The sequence below is a fragment of the Vibrio sp. Sgm 5 genome (assembly GCF_026241575.1).
GTDB lineage: Bacteria > Pseudomonadota > Gammaproteobacteria > Enterobacterales > Vibrionaceae > Vibrio > Vibrio jasicida.
On sequence record NZ_JAPHPY010000026.1, the window covers coordinates 37228 to 53403 of the forward strand.

Sequence of the window (16176 nt, forward strand, 5' to 3'; positions counted from 1 at the left end):
GTTATATCATGACTTCAACTTTAACCGAGTCCATTACAACTGAAGCCTTGGGAAACACACACAAAACTGCATGTTTCAGTGCGCGGAAAGAACCGACGGTGTTGGCAGACATTTATCAAGAAGACATAAATATCGCGATTTGGCAGCGTCAATTTGATCAACAACTTATTGATGCAAGCAAAGCGTTTGTTACATCAACCCCCAACTTTGGTAAGTCGTTGAGCGTCTCCCCCGAAAATGCTTTAGAAACGTTGCAATTCGCAACTGACGGAAAAGCGCCAGAAATGCTACTAAGAAATATTGCTGAGTTGGTTGATATGTTCTGCTATTTGTTTGAACTAAAAGATGCAGGATTACGCCTCGTAACGCTTAATAGCGCAATGTGTCCCCGCTTTCACGTTGACCAAGTACCTTGCCGATTGGTTACGAGCTATTTTGGTAGCGGCACGCAATGGCTTCAAAATAGTACTGTCGATCGCTCTAAATTGGGGCGCGGGAGTAACGGATTGCCAGATTCAGAGTCGGGCTTATATGACGTAGAGTCTGATATACAGCAACTTGCTTGTGGTGATGTTGCCCTTCTTAAGGGTGGGCGCTGGATAGGTAATGAGCATAAGGGCTTGGTACACCGCTCACCGAACATTATGTCTAACGAAACCCGATTATTAATGACACTGGATTTTGGTTAGGAAAATACACAGCACTCGATATGCGCTCAAATAGCGCCAGTTATTTCAATAAAGAAATACCTTACTGCTTACACGCTAACCAGACATAAATTATTGAGCTGATGCTTATACGACCTCTTTTTCATTTTCACAACTTCACCTTGCATCTTTCGTTGCGAGTCAAGGCGTTGAATGGTCTAATACTCCCATCGGTTCCGTAAACGGTAAGCAGAATGCACCAAGATAATCAGCCCACTTTTTTCTTCTTTGACTACGAGACTTGGGGTACAAGTCCAGCCAAAGATCGTCCGAGCCAATTCGCTGGTGTTCGTACAGATGAAAACTTCAATATCATCGGCGAACCATTAGTCATGTATTGCCGACCACCTGCTGATTACCTCCCTTCTCCCGAAGCAGCTTTGATTACCGGTATCACGCCGCAAAAAGCAATGCAAGAAGGCTTACCTGAGCCTGAGTTTATCGCTAAGATCCATGCAGAGCTTTCGAAGCCAAAGACAACTAGCCTTGGATATAACAGTATTCGTTTCGATGATGAAGTGACACGTTACACCTGTTACCGTAACTTTATCGACCCTTACGCATGGAGCTGGCAGAACGGCAACTCACGTTGGGATTTGTTGGACGTAATGCGCGCATGTCATGCGCTTCGGCCAGAAGGCGTGGAATGGCCAGAAAATGATGAAGGCTTTACCAGCTTTAAATTGGAACACTTGTCGGTAGCCAACGGTATCGAGCACAGTAACGCCCATGATGCGATGGCCGACGTCATTGCGACCATCGAAATGGCGAAGAAAGTCAAAGCGGCACAACCGAAGCTGTTTGATTACTTTTTCTCTATGCGTAACAAACGCAAACTGAACGAACTTGTTGATATCGTCAACATGACACCATTAATGCACGTTTCTGGCATGTTAGGGCGTGAATGCCAGTATACAAGCTGGATCGTACCTGTCGCTTGGCATCCAACAAACAACAACGCCGTTATCACGATCGACTTGGCAAAAGATCCTCAGCCGATCCTCGACCTTTCGGCAGAAGAGCTAAAAGAACGCTTGTACACCAAACGCGATGAATTAGGAGACTTGCTTCCTGTTCCTGTCAAACTGGTGCATTTGAATAAGTGCCCTATTCTTGCTCCTGCAAAGACTTTGACAGCCGAAAACGCAGAGTTGATTGGTATTGATCGCCAAAAATGCTTAAGCAATCTTGCTTTACTTCGTCAGCATCCAGAGATCCGAGACAAACTTATTAGTCTATTCTCTATTGAGCGTGAATTCGAAAAGAGCGATGACGTTGATACGCAGCTGTACGATGGATTTTTCTCCCCAGCCGATCGAGCAGCAATGGATATCATCCGAGAAACGGATCCAAACAACCTCGCAGCGCTTGATATCGAATTCGACGATAAACGAATTAAACCACTGTTGTTCCGTTACCGTGCCCGTCACTACGCTGGCACACTGGATGAACAAGAGCAAAGACGTTGGGCACAACACTGTCGTGAAGTTTTCGAAAGCCAAATTGAAGAGTACATGCTGAATTTAGAAAACTTAGTTCACGAACATGAAAGTGACGAAAAGAAGATAGCACTATTAAAATCTGTCTATCGTTACGTAGAGAGCCTAGCCTCCTAATTTCTTACCTTGTTCAAACGCACCTTCGGGTGTGTTTGTTGTTTTATATGCTGTCAAAATGATTAAAGACCGATTACTACAGCTGATCCATTTGCTTATTTCCCTCGCACTTATTATGGGAGCACTTGGTATCGGCAACACAATTCAAAAATTCGCTGGCATCTCCGTTCCCGGAAGTGTTCTTGGCATGCTTGTGCTGTTTTTCTCTATGACCCTTGGCTTAGTTAAAGTTGAATGGGTAAAGCCAGGAGCAACGCTTTTTATTCGTTACATGATCTTATTGTTCGTCCCAATCAGTGTTGGTTTGATGCAACACTTTGATATGTTGTTGGCAAACGCGCTCCCTATTATTGCGAGTGCAGTTGGCGGCTCACTGATTGTACTGATCAGTTTGGCATGGTTCTTAGATTACTTGCTAAAGGAGAAGCATTAATATGTGGTTAATTGTCACTATTGTTGTTTTCTTAGCAGCACGTCAAATCGCCATTAAGGTCAATAATCCTATCGCGAATCCGCTACTGATCAGTATTGCTGTGTTAATTCCATTGCTTACCTTTTTGAAGGTACCGTTCGAGACTTACTATGCCGATAACGAGTACATCAGTTTCTTACTCCAACCCGCTGTTGTTGCGCTAGCGTATCCGCTCTATGAGCAACTGCCTCAAATCAAAGCCAATTGGCGCATTATCGCGCTGGCTTGTTCTTTAGGCAGCGTGATGTCTATGCTAACAGCGACACTGATTGCCGTTGCATTCAAAGCAGACATCAGTCTCATTGCAAGCTTAGTAGGCAAATCGGTAACTACCCCTATCGCGATGGAAATCTCTAGCCACTTAGGTGGTGAAGCCGCTGTTGCCGCCATTCTTGTGCTTATTGTTGGCTTATTCGGTGCGATTTTGGCGTATCCAATCTTCAATCTTATCGGCATCAAACACCCTATTGCGCGCGGATTAACAATGGGTACCGTCTCTCACGCGCTTGGTACGGCAACTTGCGCAGAGAAACAACCCGGTGATGCTGCCTTTTCATCACTCGCACTCGTGTTGTGCGGTATTATCACATCGATACTTGCGCCAAGCTTCTTTGCTTTGGCTGTTTGGTTATACCAATAAAGATAAATGTCAAAGCCTGCTCTTTCTTGACGTAAATAGACTGAGCTGGCTTTAACTCCTTTCCAAAAAATTCGCAGTATGAATCTGAGTTGATATAGTTATTTATGGGACAGAGATAACGTTAAGCCTCTGTGCAATCGAATACATGTGTGAGCTCACTCTAACTATGTAACGTAAATTGTCATTACAGACATTAACGTGATCTAAAGCACAGAACATTTCCATCTTTCGCATAGAATAACTGTCCATGCAATAACAAGGATTCAACATGAAAAGTCGCATTGAACAGGCGCTAGCAAGCGCTCCTGAAGCACTTTCAACACATCTTGCTCCTATCGTTCTCGCTGACGATTTTGATGCCACTATTTCTGAGCAACAGTTTGATGAGCTGCTGAACGCTACCAACCTTTCAGACAAAGAGCTTCGTGTTGCTCTACTTCCTTTTGCCGCAGCGTTTTCTTACGCTCCGATTTCTGAGTTTTATGTAGGTGCGATTGTTCGCGGCCTATCAGGTCGTCTTTATTTTGGCGCGAACATGGAATTTTTCGGCGTTCAACTGGGTCAAACCGTTCATGCTGAGCAGTGCGCGATTAGCCACGCTTGGATGAAAGGCGAACATGGCGTAAAAGACATTACCATCAACTACAGCCCTTGTGGTCACTGCCGTCAGTTCATGAATGAACTAAGCACCGCGAAAGAACTGAAGATCCAATTACCAGAACGTGAAGAAAAGTCACTTCATCACTACCTTCCTGAAGCGTTTGGTCCAGCGGATCTAGGCATTGAGTCAGGTCTTATGGCTGAGGTGAAGCACGAGTTTGTTTGTAATGAAGACGATGCTTTAATCCAAAAAGCCGTCAATGCGATGAACATCAGCCACGCGCCATACACTAACAACTTAAGCGGTATTGCGCTTGAGATGAACAGCGGTCGCGTATTCCAAGGCGCGTATGCAGAGAATGCAGCGTTCAACCCTAGCCTTCCTCCACTTCAAGTTGCTCTGATTCAGATCTTGATGTCGGGTGAGCAGTTTGAAGACATCAAAGCAGCAGCCTTGGTTGAAAACTCACAAGGCAAGATCAGTCACCTAGCTGATACTCAATCAACGCTAGAAGCACTAAATCCTGATATTCCAGTGAGTTTTGTGAACGTTTAATTCATACGATGCTTAAGAGATAGGCTCTACTTGAAGTAGGGCCTTTTTTATTATCAAAAACCATGCGCAAACGTTTGCTTCATCCGTAAAAATCAGTATGATCCTCTGCAATTTCTGTTTCATCACTTTATTTTGTAAGGGAACACTATGTTCGGTACTGCTACTAGCACTCATGCTACCCGTGTATTACTTTTGGGCTCTGGCGAGCTTGGTAAAGAAGTGGCAATTGAATGCCAACGTCTTGGTTTGGAAGTAATCGCATGCGACCGTTATGCCGATGCTCCAGCGATGCAAGTGGCGCATCGTAGCTACGTCATCGACATGCTTGATGGTCAGACACTGGAAGAGATCATCAACAAAGAGCAACCTGCTTACGTGGTTCCTGAAATTGAAGCTATCGCGACCGACAAATTAGTCGAATTAGAAGAGAAAGGCTTGAATGTTGTTCCTACAGCGAAAGCAACTAAGTTAACAATGAACCGTGAAGGCATTCGCCGCCTTGCTGCTGAAGAGTTGGCGCTAAACACTTCCCCTTATCAGTTTGCTGATAACTTTGAGGACTTTAAAGCGGCAGTAGAACATGTTGGTATCCCATGTGTTGTGAAGCCAGTGATGAGCTCTTCAGGTAAAGGTCAAAGCGTTATCAAATCAGAAGAAGATGTTCAAACCGCGTGGGATTATGCACAAGAAGGTGGGCGTACAGGCGCTGGACGTGTGATTGTTGAAGGTTTTATTGACTTCGATTACGAAATCACACTGTTAACCGTGCGCGCAGCTGACGGAGTGCATTTCTGTGCTCCGATCGGGCATCGCCAAGAGGATGGTGATTACCGTGAATCATGGCAGCCACAAGCAATGTCAGACAACGCCATCAAAGCGGCTGAATACACAGCAGAGAAAGTCGTTAATGCACTAGGTGGCTACGGCCTCTTTGGTGTAGAGCTATTTGTTAAAGGCGATAAGGTTATTTTTAATGAAGTTTCCCCTCGCCCACACGACACTGGCATGGTAACCATGATTTCTCAAGAAATGTCTGAGTTTGCACTTCATGTTCGCGCGTTTACTGGTATGCCGATTAACAGCATCGTTCAGTATGGTCCTTCAGCATCAGCAGTCATTCTTGGGCAAGGCACCTCCACCGATATCCGCTTTGATAATATTGCAAAAGCACTGGCTCAACCACAAACACAAGTTCGCTTGTTTGGTAAGCCAGAAATCGACGGTCGCCGTCGCTTAGGTGTCGTTTTAACTCGCCGTAAAACGATTGAAGATTCGATTGAAGATGCAGTGAACAGCGCATCTAAAGTAAAGATCGTTTACTGATTTCGTTAATCAGCTCAATATATACAAAAGCGCAGCTCAATTTGGCTGCGCTTTTTCTTTCTGTGGGTTCGAAAGCCCTTTATTCGCTCTCTATTAAGTACACTTCTTCAGAGAAGCGACTTAGACCTTTCTTCGCAATTTTCGGATGGTTTTCGTCGGCTTGGTCGACATTCAAACAAGTTACCTTATCACCCGCAAACAACTGTTCAATCTCTTCGACTGGCACGCTAAATGGAGGTCCTGACATCTCATCCTGTGGGTAGTTAAGAGTCACAAGTAAAATACGTCCGCCAGGGTTCAACAGTTGCTTAAGACGAACTACGTATTCTTCTCGCATCTCTTGAGGCAATGCAACCAAGGCTGCACGATCATAAATGATATCGGCTTTAGAAACTGGCGCAGTAAAAAAGTCACCTGTATAAATGGACAGCTCGTCGAACTGATACAGCTCATGCATGCCGTTAATCGACGTAACGGTCGGGGTATAGAAATGCTCAGCAAAAAATGCTCTTACCGCAATTTGGCTTAGCTCAACACCTTGAACCTCGTCATGTTTCGTCGCAAGCCAAATTAGGTCTTCAGACTTACCACACAGAGGAGCCAACACTATGTCTTCACGTTTTGGGTTGGTGCGTTGCCAAAATACTGGCAATAGTGGGTTTACATCATCTAGGTGAAAACCGATTTGGTTACTCGCCCATTTGTTGTGCCAAAATTCTTGATCTCTCATTTTACTTCTACTTGTCGGCTGATAAATACAATGAGCATTAACGCTACTTTGTGGGCTAAGACTAATGATTTTTTCAAATTTGTCTATGTTGTTCATCTTTGGTTAATACAGCATTGGTAGAATAGCTATCGTTCAAGAATGAACCCTTCCTTTTTCTGGTTGTCAGAATAAAGGCAAGCGAAATCGTGATCTGGAACACGATTCTACTATTAGGTTAAAACTCAGCCTTGGAATCTTTCACAGAGCCCCCATTAAATAGGTAGTACCTGATTTGCGAATCTTAGTGACCTTTTCGTTACCCATTTTCTAAGTGCAAGCAAGTTAAGGAGAGTGAATGAGCTTATTTCTACGTACTACAGCATTGATGCTTCTAGTACTAAGCCGTGCGCCGGCGTTCGCCGCACTTCCAAATGTCACAAATAACGAACAAGATCGTTCAGCTAGTCAAAACGAAGTTTGTTCAAAATTGTTCAAACATAGCCTTAGTGGTTTGTATGGTATTCAGTCAATCGACTCCAAACCAACTCAGCCTTATTCAGATTTCGACGTACTTTACAGCAAAGCTCACCAAGCGCAGTTCGAGCTAGAGACTATCTGTAAAAGTACTGCCCTTCTTACTGATGCTCAGCCTTACTTTGCTGGCGTTAAATCTCAGCACCGTGCCGAAGAGAAAATTGTTCACGAATTGGACAGTCAAGTAAACCGAATCACTGACTTAGCACGTGCAACCATTGTTGCTGACGATGTAGCAAGCTTGGTTTCGGTATACGAAGCGTTAGAGCGTGAAACAACGATAGTGAAAGTGAAAAACCGCTTTAAAAAACCAACAGCTTCCGGTTATCGAGACCTAAACCTCTTAGTTCGTTTACCTAAGACCAACCTCGTTGCCGAAGTGCAGCTGCATTTAAAAGCTATTGCGGATGTAAAAAACGGTCCAGAACACGACTTATATGAACAGATTCAGAAATTAGAGCGTCAAGCTCTAGTGGAGGATCGCCATTTGAATGACTTAGAAATGGCATCAATTAGAAACATGCGTACGCAATCTAAAAACTTGTATCAAGAGGCATGGCATCCATACCTAACGACACACTTAGAAGCGGCATAATTGACATAAACTGATGTACTTAATACTAAAAAACCACCGAAATTGCGGTGGTTTTTTTATTTGTTCTTTAGTAAATACCGAAACCTACAGACAAAAAGACCACGACAAAGCGTGGTCTCAATCCATGTTACATGGCTTACTGGTCTGCCTTTAAGTTCTCTACGCGAGCTTTCAACTTCTGACCCGGGCGGAACGTAACGACACGTCGAGCAGTAATTGGAATATCTTCACCAGTTTTCGGGTTACGACCAGGTCGTTCGTTCTTATCACGAAGATCGAAGTTACCAAAACCTGACAGTTTTACCTGTTCGCCACTTTCCAGTGCCTTACGAATCTCTTCAAAGAACACTTCCACCGTTTCCTTGGCGTCCCGTTTACTAAATCCCAATTTATCAAACAGGTTTTCTGCAAGTTCGGCTTTTGTGAGCGCCATAAAACTTTCCTCAAAGCTATGTTAAACAATGCTACCTTATGTGTAGCGCCAGAGCAGTTTTACCCTACCAATTCAACAACATATCGGGGTTACATCAGGAAGTGTATGCCAAGCTTATGATTTTCGCCAACTTTTTTCTTTGCTAATATATCGTTCACTGGAAGAGGAAGCTACTTTACCCACCAATATTTCGAGATTTTACTTTAATTCTCTCTTTTCAAGGAAAAATATCCAGTTCAAATTACTAGTTTAAAACAAAAAACAACATTAATCACTATTTAACAAAAATGTCAGATGCTGGTCACTTTACAAACAATTGACAAAAAACTTTCCAATTTTTCAGTGGTTTGAGTGATGAGCAATATAGATCTGACCAGTACCATTCAAGTTACTTTTAATGCAGATACTGCTGATTTTTCCATAAAAAGAAAGCTTGAACGGTGCCAATATTCTGATGAGATAACAATGACGACATAGAGAAACGTTGGTACTGTTTGCAAATAAATAACTCCCGTTCAGAGCGCCCAATGTTTCACCAAGTCATCAGTATTCTGTTCCCTGTTTTTGCTTTAGCTTGTGCGGGTTATTTAGTCGGACGTTATATCAAACCAGATTTTCGGCCGATCAATCGCATCAACATGGATGTGTTTACTCCTGCATTGGTCTTTTCGTCTTTGGTCAGCATGCCTCTTGATATTGGGCAAGCCCCCCTCCTACTGGCCGCAATTATTGCTGTTATCGTCCCTGGATTACTCATGCTACCCATAGCCAAGTTAACAGGACTCTCTTTCAAAGCGTGGGCACCACCACATATGTTTAGAAATAGCGGAAACCTTGCAATTCCGTTGTTCACCTATACTTTTGGAGAGCTAGCTCTCCCTTCTGCAGTATTGTTGTTTGTGGTTTCTGCCTGTTTACATATCAGTTTGGGCGTGATGCTTCTAAGTAGTGGCAACCCATTGAAGCAAATGTTTAAAATGCCTATTTTTATCTCTGCTTCTTTAGCACTCATTATCAACCTTTCTGGATTCAACGTTTGGCCACCATTTTACGAAGCGACCGCTTTACTTGGACAAGCCGCTGTCCCTGTCATGCTGCTTTCTCTGGGTGCTCAGATGTGTAACTTAAGACTTGGTGGTTTGAGAGTAGGGTTGCTTTGTACAGTGCAGTCGTTGTTAACTGGTGCGGTCGCGTTTGCGGTAATTTATTGGCTTATCCCACTTCCAACCATGCAATTGCAAATGATGGTGCTATTTACAATGTTGCCACCAGCAGTGATGAATTATCTTTTTGCTGAACGATTGAACATAGAGCCGATGACCGTCGCCTCTATGGTGCTATTTGGTAACTTCTTTAGCATTCTCACGCTACCATTACTGTTAATGTTTACGCTTTCATTGACATAAAGGCATCAAAGCTCGCGGACCACACAGCGATTAACAATGTTACACTGCACTAAATAACTCAACAGAATGTCAGGCTATTTCATAATCGTGCGTACCGTTATCCAAATTAGTGATTGCCACTTAAGCGATGAATCCAGCTTTAACCGCCTTCGCAAAGCCCTTAATACGACTCAAAATGAAACAACCTGCGACACTCTCCTACTGACTGGAGACCTATGCTGCAACCCTAGGGCTAGCGACTATCAAGCTTTGCTTGCGTTCTTAAATAAACATATCCAAAACAAACACGTTTATGCCATTGCAGGTAACCATGATGACTTCATCCTAATGAAAGAAGAATTTCGTGATAGCAGCATTCATGTTGTTGAAAAAGCGGAAATTCATGGGCGACAAGTATTGTTTTTAGATTCGAGCGCTAAACCATTAGATGAACACCATCCTCTTGGCTCTGGCCGAGTTAATAACCGTGGAGTTGCCCGCTTTAAACGGCAGCTTCGCCATGCAACCAACCCGATTGTCGTTGTCCACCATCCCATTATTCCTGTCGGCTCAGACTGGATGAAAGCGATTTGTTTGGAGAACGATGCAAGCTTACTTGCGCTTTTGGCTAAGCATCGAGTTCAAGATGTAATTTGCGGGCATGGTCATGATGCACTAACGGTGACGAAGCAAGGTGTGACTCAACATATGGCCCCCGCCACCGCTTACGGCTTTGACCACAGTATTGACGAATACAACCGAAGTGAAAAGATTGGTGTGAATAAGATTTTCTTTGAAGATGAGAGGATCAAAGTGGAGACAATTTGGCTCTAGCTATTCCCTATTCCCTATTCCCTATTCCCTATTCCCTATTCCCTATTCCCTATTCCAAAAATACAAAAAACCCTGCCAAACTGGCAGGGTTTTCATTTCTTAAGAAGATGCGTTACGCAAGATTAGTCACGTAGAGACGCACCAAACTTCTCAGAAACGTGAGCAACGATAGCGTCAACCGCACCAGCGATATCTGCATCTTCAAGCGTACGCTCAAGTGACTGTAGAGTCAGAGCAATGGCTAGGCTCTTCTTACCTTCTTCAACACCTTTACCTACGTAAACGTCGAACAGTTTCGCATCTTTAAGGAACTCGCCACCTTGCTCTAGACAAGCGTTAACGATGTCACCAGATGCAACAGCTTCGTCCACGACTACCGCGATATCACGACGGTTTGAAGGGAATTTAGAAAGTGCTACCGCTTCTGGGATCACTTTGCTGTTGATTGCAGACCATTCGATTTCGAATACGATAGTACGACCGTTTAGACCGAACTTACGCTCAAGCTCAGGGTGAACTGTACCGATCACGCCCACTTCTTTGCCATCTACGATGATTGTCGCAGATTGACCTGGATGAAGTGCTGGGTTAGCTTTTTTGCTTTCAGGTGACAGTGCAGCGAAAGAGTATGCTTTTTCGTTCGCAGATAGCTCTAGAATCGCTTCTAGATCGCCCTTAAGATCGAAGAAATCAACCGTGTTAGTTTCGATATCCCAGTGCTCTTCACCACGAGTACCAGCGATAACACCTGCAAGCATTGGCTCTTGGCGCATACCGTTTTCTGCAGATTCACATGGGATGAAACGTAGGCCGTATTCGAATAGACGAACACGTGGCTGCTGACGTTTCTGGTTGTGAACAACCGTGTTCAGCAGACCTTGGATAAGACCAAGACGCATCGCTGACATATCCGCTGAAATTGGGAATGGCAGGATTAGCGGCTCAACACCTGGAACAACTAGCTTTTGTTGCTCTGGCTCAACGAAGCTGTATGTAATTGCTTCGTGGTAACCACGGTCAACAAGAAGATCACGAACGCGTTTCAGTGGAAGATCCGCTTCAACGTGGTTGTGCATCTTAAGCGCTGCTGCTGGGTGTTGGTTAGGGATGTTGTCGTAACCGTAAATACGGCCAACTTCTTCAATCAGGTCTTGCTCGATAGCGATATCGAAACGCCATGTTGGCGCTACTGCCATCCAACCTTCTTCTGAAGCTTCAACAGTCAAACCTAGACGCTCAAGGATTTCTACTACGTCAGCATCAACAATGTGGTGACCTAGTAGGTTGTCTAGTTTAGTACGGCGTAGAGCAACTTTGTTTGGCTTAGGTAGGTCTGTTTCAGACTCTACAGCAACAACAGGTGCAACTTCACCGCCACAGATTTCAACAAGAAGCTCTGTTGCACGTTCCATTGCGTTTACTTGCAGTGCGTAATCCACACCACGCTCAAAACGCATAGAAGAATCTGTATGCAGACCGTAGCTACGTGCGCGACCACGGATGTGGTCAGGTGCAAAGAATGCACACTCTAGTAGAACGTCTTTAGTCTCAGTTGTTACACCAGACTCCTCACCACCAAAGATACCTGCAATTGCAAGTGCTTTGTTGTGGTCTGCTACAACTAGTGTATCTGCGTTTAGTTCTGCTTCGCTGCCGTCAAGAAGAGTTAACTTCTCACCTTGCTCAGCCATACGAACTACGATGCCACCTTCGATCTTCGCTAGATCGAATGCGTGCATTGGTTGGCCTTGTTCTAGAAGCACGTAGTTAGTGATGTCTACAACAGGATCGATTGAGCGAATACCACAACGACGCAATTTTTCTTGCATCCATAGTGGCGTTTCAGCTTGAACGTTCACGTTCTTAACCACACGACCTAGGTAACGTGGACACGCAGCTGGCGCTTTCACTTCGATAGACACTTTGTCTTCAATTGAAGTCGCTACTGCTTCTACTGATGGCTCAGTCACGTCAGCGCGGTTTAGTACACCTACTTCACGTGCCATACCGCGAATGCTGAAACAGTCAGCACGGTTTGCTGTTAGGTCTACGTCTACCGTTACGTCGTCTAAACCTAGGAATTCACGGAAATCGGTACCGATTACTGCGTCTTCTGCTAGTTCCATGATGCCGTCTGACTCAACGTCGATACCTAGTTCAGTGAATGAACAAAGCATGCCGTGAGATGGTTGACCACGTAATTTCGCTTTTTTGATTTTGAAATCGCCCGGAAGAACAGCACCAACTGTTGCTACTGCTACTTTCAGACCTTGGCGACAGTTGTGTGCGCCACAAACGATGTCTAGAAGCTCTTCTTCACCCACGTCAACTTTCGTTACACGTAGCTTGTCCGCATCTGGGTGCTGACCACATTCAACAACGTGACCAACTTTAACGCCGTTGAACGAACCTGCTACAGGTAGTACGTCGTCAACTTCTAGACCCGCCATTGTAATTTGGTGAGTTAGTTCGTCAGTGGTAATCGAAGGACTAACCCACTCACGAAGCCATGATTCGCTGAATTTCATAGTGATTTATCCCCTGGATTACTTGAACTGTTTTAGGAAACGAAGGTCGTTCTCGAAGAACGCACGTAGGTCGTTTACGCCGTAACGAAGCATCGTTAGACGCTCTACACCCATACCGAATGCAAAACCAGAGTATTTCTCAGGGTCGATGCCTACACTGCGTAGTACGTTCGGGTGAACCATGCCACAGCCTAGAACTTCAAGCCATTTGCCGTTTTTACCCATTACGTCTACTTCAGCCGAAGGCTCTGTAAATGGGAAATAAGATGGACGGAAACGAACTTCTACTTCTTCTTCAAAGAAGTTACATAGGAAGTCGTGCAGAATGCCTTTTAGTTGAGCGAAGTTCACGTTCTCATCAACTAACATGCCTTCCACTTGGTGGAACATTGGCGTGTGCGTTTGGTCGTAGTCGTTACGGTATACACGGCCTGGTGCGATGAAACGGAATGGTGGTTTACCATTTTCCATTGTACGGATCTGTACGCCTGACGTGTGAGTACGAAGCATCAAATCAGGGTTGAAGAAGAAAGTATCGTGGTCAGTACGCGCTGGGTGATCAGCGGCAATGTTTAGTGCATCAAAGTTGTGGAATGCATCTTCGATTTCTGGACCAGACTCAGTATTAAAGCCAAGTTCACCAAAGAACTTTTCAATACGCTCAACAGTACGAGTAACTGGGTGTAGACCACCGTTCTCGATACGACGACCTGGTAGTGTTACGTCAATCGTTTCTGCTGCTAGCTTCGCTTCAAGCTCTGCACGTTGTAGTGCATCTTTACGGGCTGCGATAGCTTGCTGAACTACGCCTTTCGCTTTATTGATCTCTTGACCCGCTTCACGGCGCTCTTCTGGTGGTAGTTTACCTAGGCTTTGAAGTTGAGCAGTTAGCTCACCTTTTTTACCTAGATACTGAACACGCACTTCATCAAGTACGACTAGCGATTCTGCGGCTTCAATTGCTGCACTCGCGTTAGCAATGATCTCTTCTAGATGTTGCATCGTTTCCTCATCTACCTATTGGTAGTATCCATAAGGGAGTGATTGGTTTTTTGATAGCTGTACATAGTAGCCAAACCCGCCACCAAAGCCAAATTGAATTATGAAAAGAAGAGGTTATTGAATAAAAAGAACACAAAAACGCAAAAAAAGCAGCTTCGCACGTAAATCCCTAGGATTATGGCTTGCTGCTTTGTGCATAAATACTGCAGTTTCGTCCCCAAGTGAAAACACTTTAGGTCAGTCGACAATGCTAAAAATAGTATTGAATAGATAGCTCGACAAAGTCATCGTCTCTGGCGAAGTAAAGCAGATCGGTAGGCGTTTCGTTTTTAAACAACCAAGCATCGATTTGCCACTTGAAATGATTTGAAATGCGGCTGGAAGCCTCAAGTTTTGCGTTGTACACATCGGAGTTGTCGAGATCTTGCGTTATACCCGTTAAGATTTCTGTGCCGTCTTCGTCATTGAGCGCTAAACGAATGCCTGCAAAGACATCATTTTGACCGATATTTTGCGCGTTGTTCCCACGGCTATCATAGAGATACTCACCAATAATGCCTACGTCCCATACTGTCTCAAAAGCGCCTACTATCGTGTATTCAAAACCCGTCACGACGCCGACATGATTGTCGAAGCTATCGCGGTAGACACTCTCTAGCTTCCATAACCAATCGCCCACGATGCCTTGAACATCCAGCCCAACATGGCTCATTAGGGCGTAGTAAGGTTTTAACTCTCCTTGATCAAACCGAAAATACGGGTCACGGTTTGTTCCATAAACATAGCTTAAGCCAACATCCCAATCGCCAAACATTTGTGCGTACCGAAAAGCGACATCCACATGCTTTTCTTCTCGGCTAGATTCATACAGCGCATCATCAGATACAACGGGATCAATCCTCAAACGTCCATCTTTGCCTGCAAATGTTCGTTCGCGAAAATAAGGCAACACCATGGCATCGACCACTCCCCAGTCTTTGACTGACGTAAAATGGACCATAGGTTGGCCGAGTTTATCTTCACCATCAACGGCTTCTACCGCATCGACTTGGTTTATGACATCAACCAGATGTGCTGACTCGGTCACACCCCAGAAGACTTTACTGATGCCGACACGTAGCTCGTAGTCATCCCAATAAGTTAAATACAACGCTTCGCGAATATCACCATGAGTCCGCTCGTCATCCATACTGTCTAAACGATAAAAGGGAGTGAACGTGAAACTGGCTTCCCCATCTTTTAGGTCCCAGTAAAACTCCGGCTGCAAAACCAGTGAAGCTTGTCCTTTCCCCTGCCCCTGAGCACCATCGGAGAAAAACTGACGATGCTCGATGTTGACCTGTCCTGCTAACTCAACCGCCAATAAAGAGCCAGAGAAAGGCATAATGGTTAGGCCAGCGAATATCATACTGGCCATGTTTACCCTACTCATTCGATCTCCTTACTTAACGCGCTTAAGTATGTTTTTGTTGAAATCGGTGTCTTTTAATCCAGTTTGGAACGTTAACTCACTTGTTGTCAGCTCAGTACTCTTGCCGGTCTGGTGATTGGTCATAGCCATCGTGTGCGCACGCCAATATTGATTTAAGTACTGTTTGTAATCAGAGAAAACCAAAGTCTTAAGTAGCGCGCCTTTACGGTCATAGAACTCTACTTTCATTGGACGATAATGCGCTTTGTCCAACCACACAACTTGCTTGGTGTAACCTGAATTTTTATCGGTTGGAATTTGCTCTAAAACAAACGTATCTTGCCCTTTGATAGCGTCATCCTTGAGATAGTTAAATCGATACTTCTCAATTTCAAACGAACTTAGATCTTCGTACGCAAACTCACTGCCCATAAATGGCCCCGACTTATTACGTGATGCAATACGTTTGACGCGCTTTAATGCAGGTAGATAGAGCCATTGGTCATCGGAACCCACTGTATGTGAATGATTCAGGAATGCTGTGCCTTTTACATCACGTGGCTCATCAAAAATGGTTAACCCTTTGTCACCATCATCAACTACCTCAAGAGACTTTAAGCGCATCGCTCGGGTACTGCTTTCCCCTTGAGCATTTCGCAGGATCATTTGCATTGTCGCAACAGAATCACGCCAACCTTCGTCACGAGCCTTGCGTTCTTGTGCAATTTCCAAACCTTTGGCTTCGTCAGCCCAAGAAAATGGCGTCATGAGAAAAGAGGCTGCTATTACCGCTACTTTCAATCGTGTATTGAGTAAATTCATCATTCTATC

General features: G+C 44.5%; 15 protein-coding genes. 9 read left to right on the plus strand and 6 right to left on the minus strand.

Going from position 1 to position 16176, the window contains the following annotated elements; translation table 11 throughout:
* Nucleotides 1-8 precede the first annotated feature (8 nt).
* From OQJ86_RS15210 to purT, 6 genes are all read left to right on the plus strand, one after another.
* A complete protein-coding gene (locus OQJ86_RS15210) occupies nucleotides 9-689 on the plus strand; it encodes a DUF1826 domain-containing protein (RefSeq protein ID WP_265988291.1) in 681 nt (226 codons plus the stop codon).
* A gap of 212 nt (nucleotides 690-901) precedes the next feature.
* Complete coding sequence (gene sbcB, locus OQJ86_RS15215) at nucleotides 902-2323, plus strand: exodeoxyribonuclease I (RefSeq protein ID WP_045407066.1); 1422 nt, start codon at nucleotides 902-904, stop codon at nucleotides 2321-2323.
* Between the two features lie 58 nt (nucleotides 2324-2381).
* On the plus strand, nucleotides 2382-2756 hold the full coding sequence (locus tag OQJ86_RS15220; protein ID WP_104037544.1) for a CidA/LrgA family protein: 375 nt from the start codon (nucleotides 2382-2384) through the stop codon (nucleotides 2754-2756).
* Nucleotide 2757: 1 nt separating this feature from the next.
* A complete protein-coding gene (locus OQJ86_RS15225; RefSeq protein ID WP_038874735.1) occupies nucleotides 2758-3435 on the plus strand; it encodes an LrgB family protein in 678 nt (225 codons plus the stop codon).
* A 268-nt stretch (nucleotides 3436-3703) separates the two neighbouring features.
* Nucleotides 3704-4591: a cytidine deaminase gene (gene cdd / locus OQJ86_RS15230; RefSeq protein ID WP_104026237.1), complete on the plus strand. Its 888-nt coding sequence runs from the start codon at nucleotides 3704-3706 to the stop codon at nucleotides 4589-4591.
* Between the two features lie 147 nt (nucleotides 4592-4738).
* Nucleotides 4739-5914, plus strand: coding sequence for a formate-dependent phosphoribosylglycinamide formyltransferase (purT, locus tag OQJ86_RS15235; protein ID WP_265988292.1), 1176 nt, complete (start codon nucleotides 4739-4741; stop codon nucleotides 5912-5914).
* A gap of 79 nt (nucleotides 5915-5993) precedes the next feature.
* Here purT and OQJ86_RS15240 read toward each other — a convergent pair whose 3' ends face one another.
* A complete protein-coding gene (locus OQJ86_RS15240) occupies nucleotides 5994-6644 on the minus strand; it encodes a thiopurine S-methyltransferase (protein WP_038874729.1) in 651 nt (216 codons plus the stop codon).
* 334 nt (nucleotides 6645-6978) lie between these two features.
* Here OQJ86_RS15240 and OQJ86_RS15245 point away from each other — a divergent pair, with 334 nt between their 5' ends.
* Complete coding sequence (locus OQJ86_RS15245) at nucleotides 6979-7752, plus strand: RelA/SpoT domain-containing protein (protein ID WP_265988293.1); 774 nt, start codon at nucleotides 6979-6981, stop codon at nucleotides 7750-7752.
* 136 nt (nucleotides 7753-7888) lie between these two features.
* On the opposite strand, the gene ihfA is transcribed toward OQJ86_RS15245, so the two are convergent.
* Nucleotides 7889-8185, minus strand: coding sequence for an integration host factor subunit alpha (gene ihfA, locus OQJ86_RS15250; protein ID WP_005427969.1), 297 nt, complete (start codon nucleotides 8183-8185; stop codon nucleotides 7889-7891).
* Between the two features lie 527 nt (nucleotides 8186-8712).
* On the opposite strand from ihfA, the gene OQJ86_RS15255 reads away from it, so the two are divergent.
* Nucleotides 8713-9591, plus strand: coding sequence for an AEC family transporter (locus tag OQJ86_RS15255; RefSeq protein WP_038868634.1), 879 nt, complete (start codon nucleotides 8713-8715; stop codon nucleotides 9589-9591).
* An 87-nt stretch (nucleotides 9592-9678) separates the two neighbouring features.
* Nucleotides 9679-10404: a metallophosphoesterase family protein gene (locus OQJ86_RS15260; RefSeq protein WP_265988294.1), complete on the plus strand. Its 726-nt coding sequence runs from the start codon at nucleotides 9679-9681 to the stop codon at nucleotides 10402-10404.
* 122 nt (nucleotides 10405-10526) lie between these two features.
* Here OQJ86_RS15260 and pheT read toward each other — a convergent pair whose 3' ends face one another.
* From pheT to OQJ86_RS15280, 4 genes are all read right to left on the minus strand, one after another.
* Complete coding sequence (pheT, locus tag OQJ86_RS15265; protein ID WP_039974519.1) at nucleotides 10527-12932, minus strand: phenylalanine--tRNA ligase subunit beta; 2406 nt, start codon at nucleotides 12930-12932, stop codon at nucleotides 10527-10529.
* Between the two features lie 18 nt (nucleotides 12933-12950).
* Nucleotides 12951-13934, minus strand: a complete 984-nt coding sequence (pheS, locus tag OQJ86_RS15270) for a phenylalanine--tRNA ligase subunit alpha (RefSeq protein ID WP_038868637.1) — start codon at nucleotides 13932-13934, stop codon at nucleotides 12951-12953.
* A gap of 250 nt (nucleotides 13935-14184) precedes the next feature.
* On the minus strand, nucleotides 14185-15351 hold the full coding sequence (locus tag OQJ86_RS15275) for a hypothetical protein (protein ID WP_105068187.1): 1167 nt from the start codon (nucleotides 15349-15351) through the stop codon (nucleotides 14185-14187).
* 24 nt (nucleotides 15352-15375) lie between these two features.
* Nucleotides 15376-16167 (minus strand): outer membrane lipoprotein-sorting protein, encoded by a 792-nt coding sequence (locus tag OQJ86_RS15280; protein WP_038874723.1) that lies wholly within the window; start codon nucleotides 16165-16167, stop codon nucleotides 15376-15378.
* Nucleotides 16168-16176: the final 9 nt, after the last annotated feature.

Bases quoted from the DNA above. Each gene is read 5' to 3' on its own strand.
- ihfA (WP_005427969.1), bottom strand. From the start codon at position 8,185: ATGGCGCTCACAAAAGCCGAACTTGCAGAAAACCTGTTTGATAAATTG.
- OQJ86_RS15220 (WP_104037544.1), top strand. From the start codon at position 2,382: ATGATTAAAGACCGATTACTACAGCTGATCCATTTGCTTATTTCCCTC.
- OQJ86_RS15245 (WP_265988293.1), top strand. From the start codon at position 6,979: ATGAGCTTATTTCTACGTACTACAGCATTGATGCTTCTAGTACTAAGC.
- purT (WP_265988292.1), top strand. From the start codon at position 4,739: ATGTTCGGTACTGCTACTAGCACTCATGCTACCCGTGTATTACTTTTG.
- OQJ86_RS15240 (WP_038874729.1), bottom strand. From the start codon at position 6,644: ATGAGAGATCAAGAATTTTGGCACAACAAATGGGCGAGTAACCAAATC.
- OQJ86_RS15275 (WP_105068187.1), bottom strand. From the start codon at position 15,351: ATGGCCAGTATGATATTCGCTGGCCTAACCATTATGCCTTTCTCTGGC.
- OQJ86_RS15225 (WP_038874735.1), top strand. From the start codon at position 2,758: ATGTGGTTAATTGTCACTATTGTTGTTTTCTTAGCAGCACGTCAAATC.
- OQJ86_RS15210 (WP_265988291.1), top strand. From the start codon at position 9: ATGACTTCAACTTTAACCGAGTCCATTACAACTGAAGCCTTGGGAAAC.
- sbcB (WP_045407066.1), top strand. From the start codon at position 902: ATGCACCAAGATAATCAGCCCACTTTTTTCTTCTTTGACTACGAGACT.
- OQJ86_RS15255 (WP_038868634.1), top strand. From the start codon at position 8,713: ATGTTTCACCAAGTCATCAGTATTCTGTTCCCTGTTTTTGCTTTAGCT.
- OQJ86_RS15280 (WP_038874723.1), bottom strand. From the start codon at position 16,167: ATGAATTTACTCAATACACGATTGAAAGTAGCGGTAATAGCAGCCTCT.
- pheT (WP_039974519.1), bottom strand. From the start codon at position 12,932: ATGAAATTCAGCGAATCATGGCTTCGTGAGTGGGTTAGTCCTTCGATT.
- cdd (WP_104026237.1), top strand. From the start codon at position 3,704: ATGAAAAGTCGCATTGAACAGGCGCTAGCAAGCGCTCCTGAAGCACTT.
- pheS (WP_038868637.1), bottom strand. From the start codon at position 13,934: ATGCAACATCTAGAAGAGATCATTGCTAACGCGAGTGCAGCAATTGAA.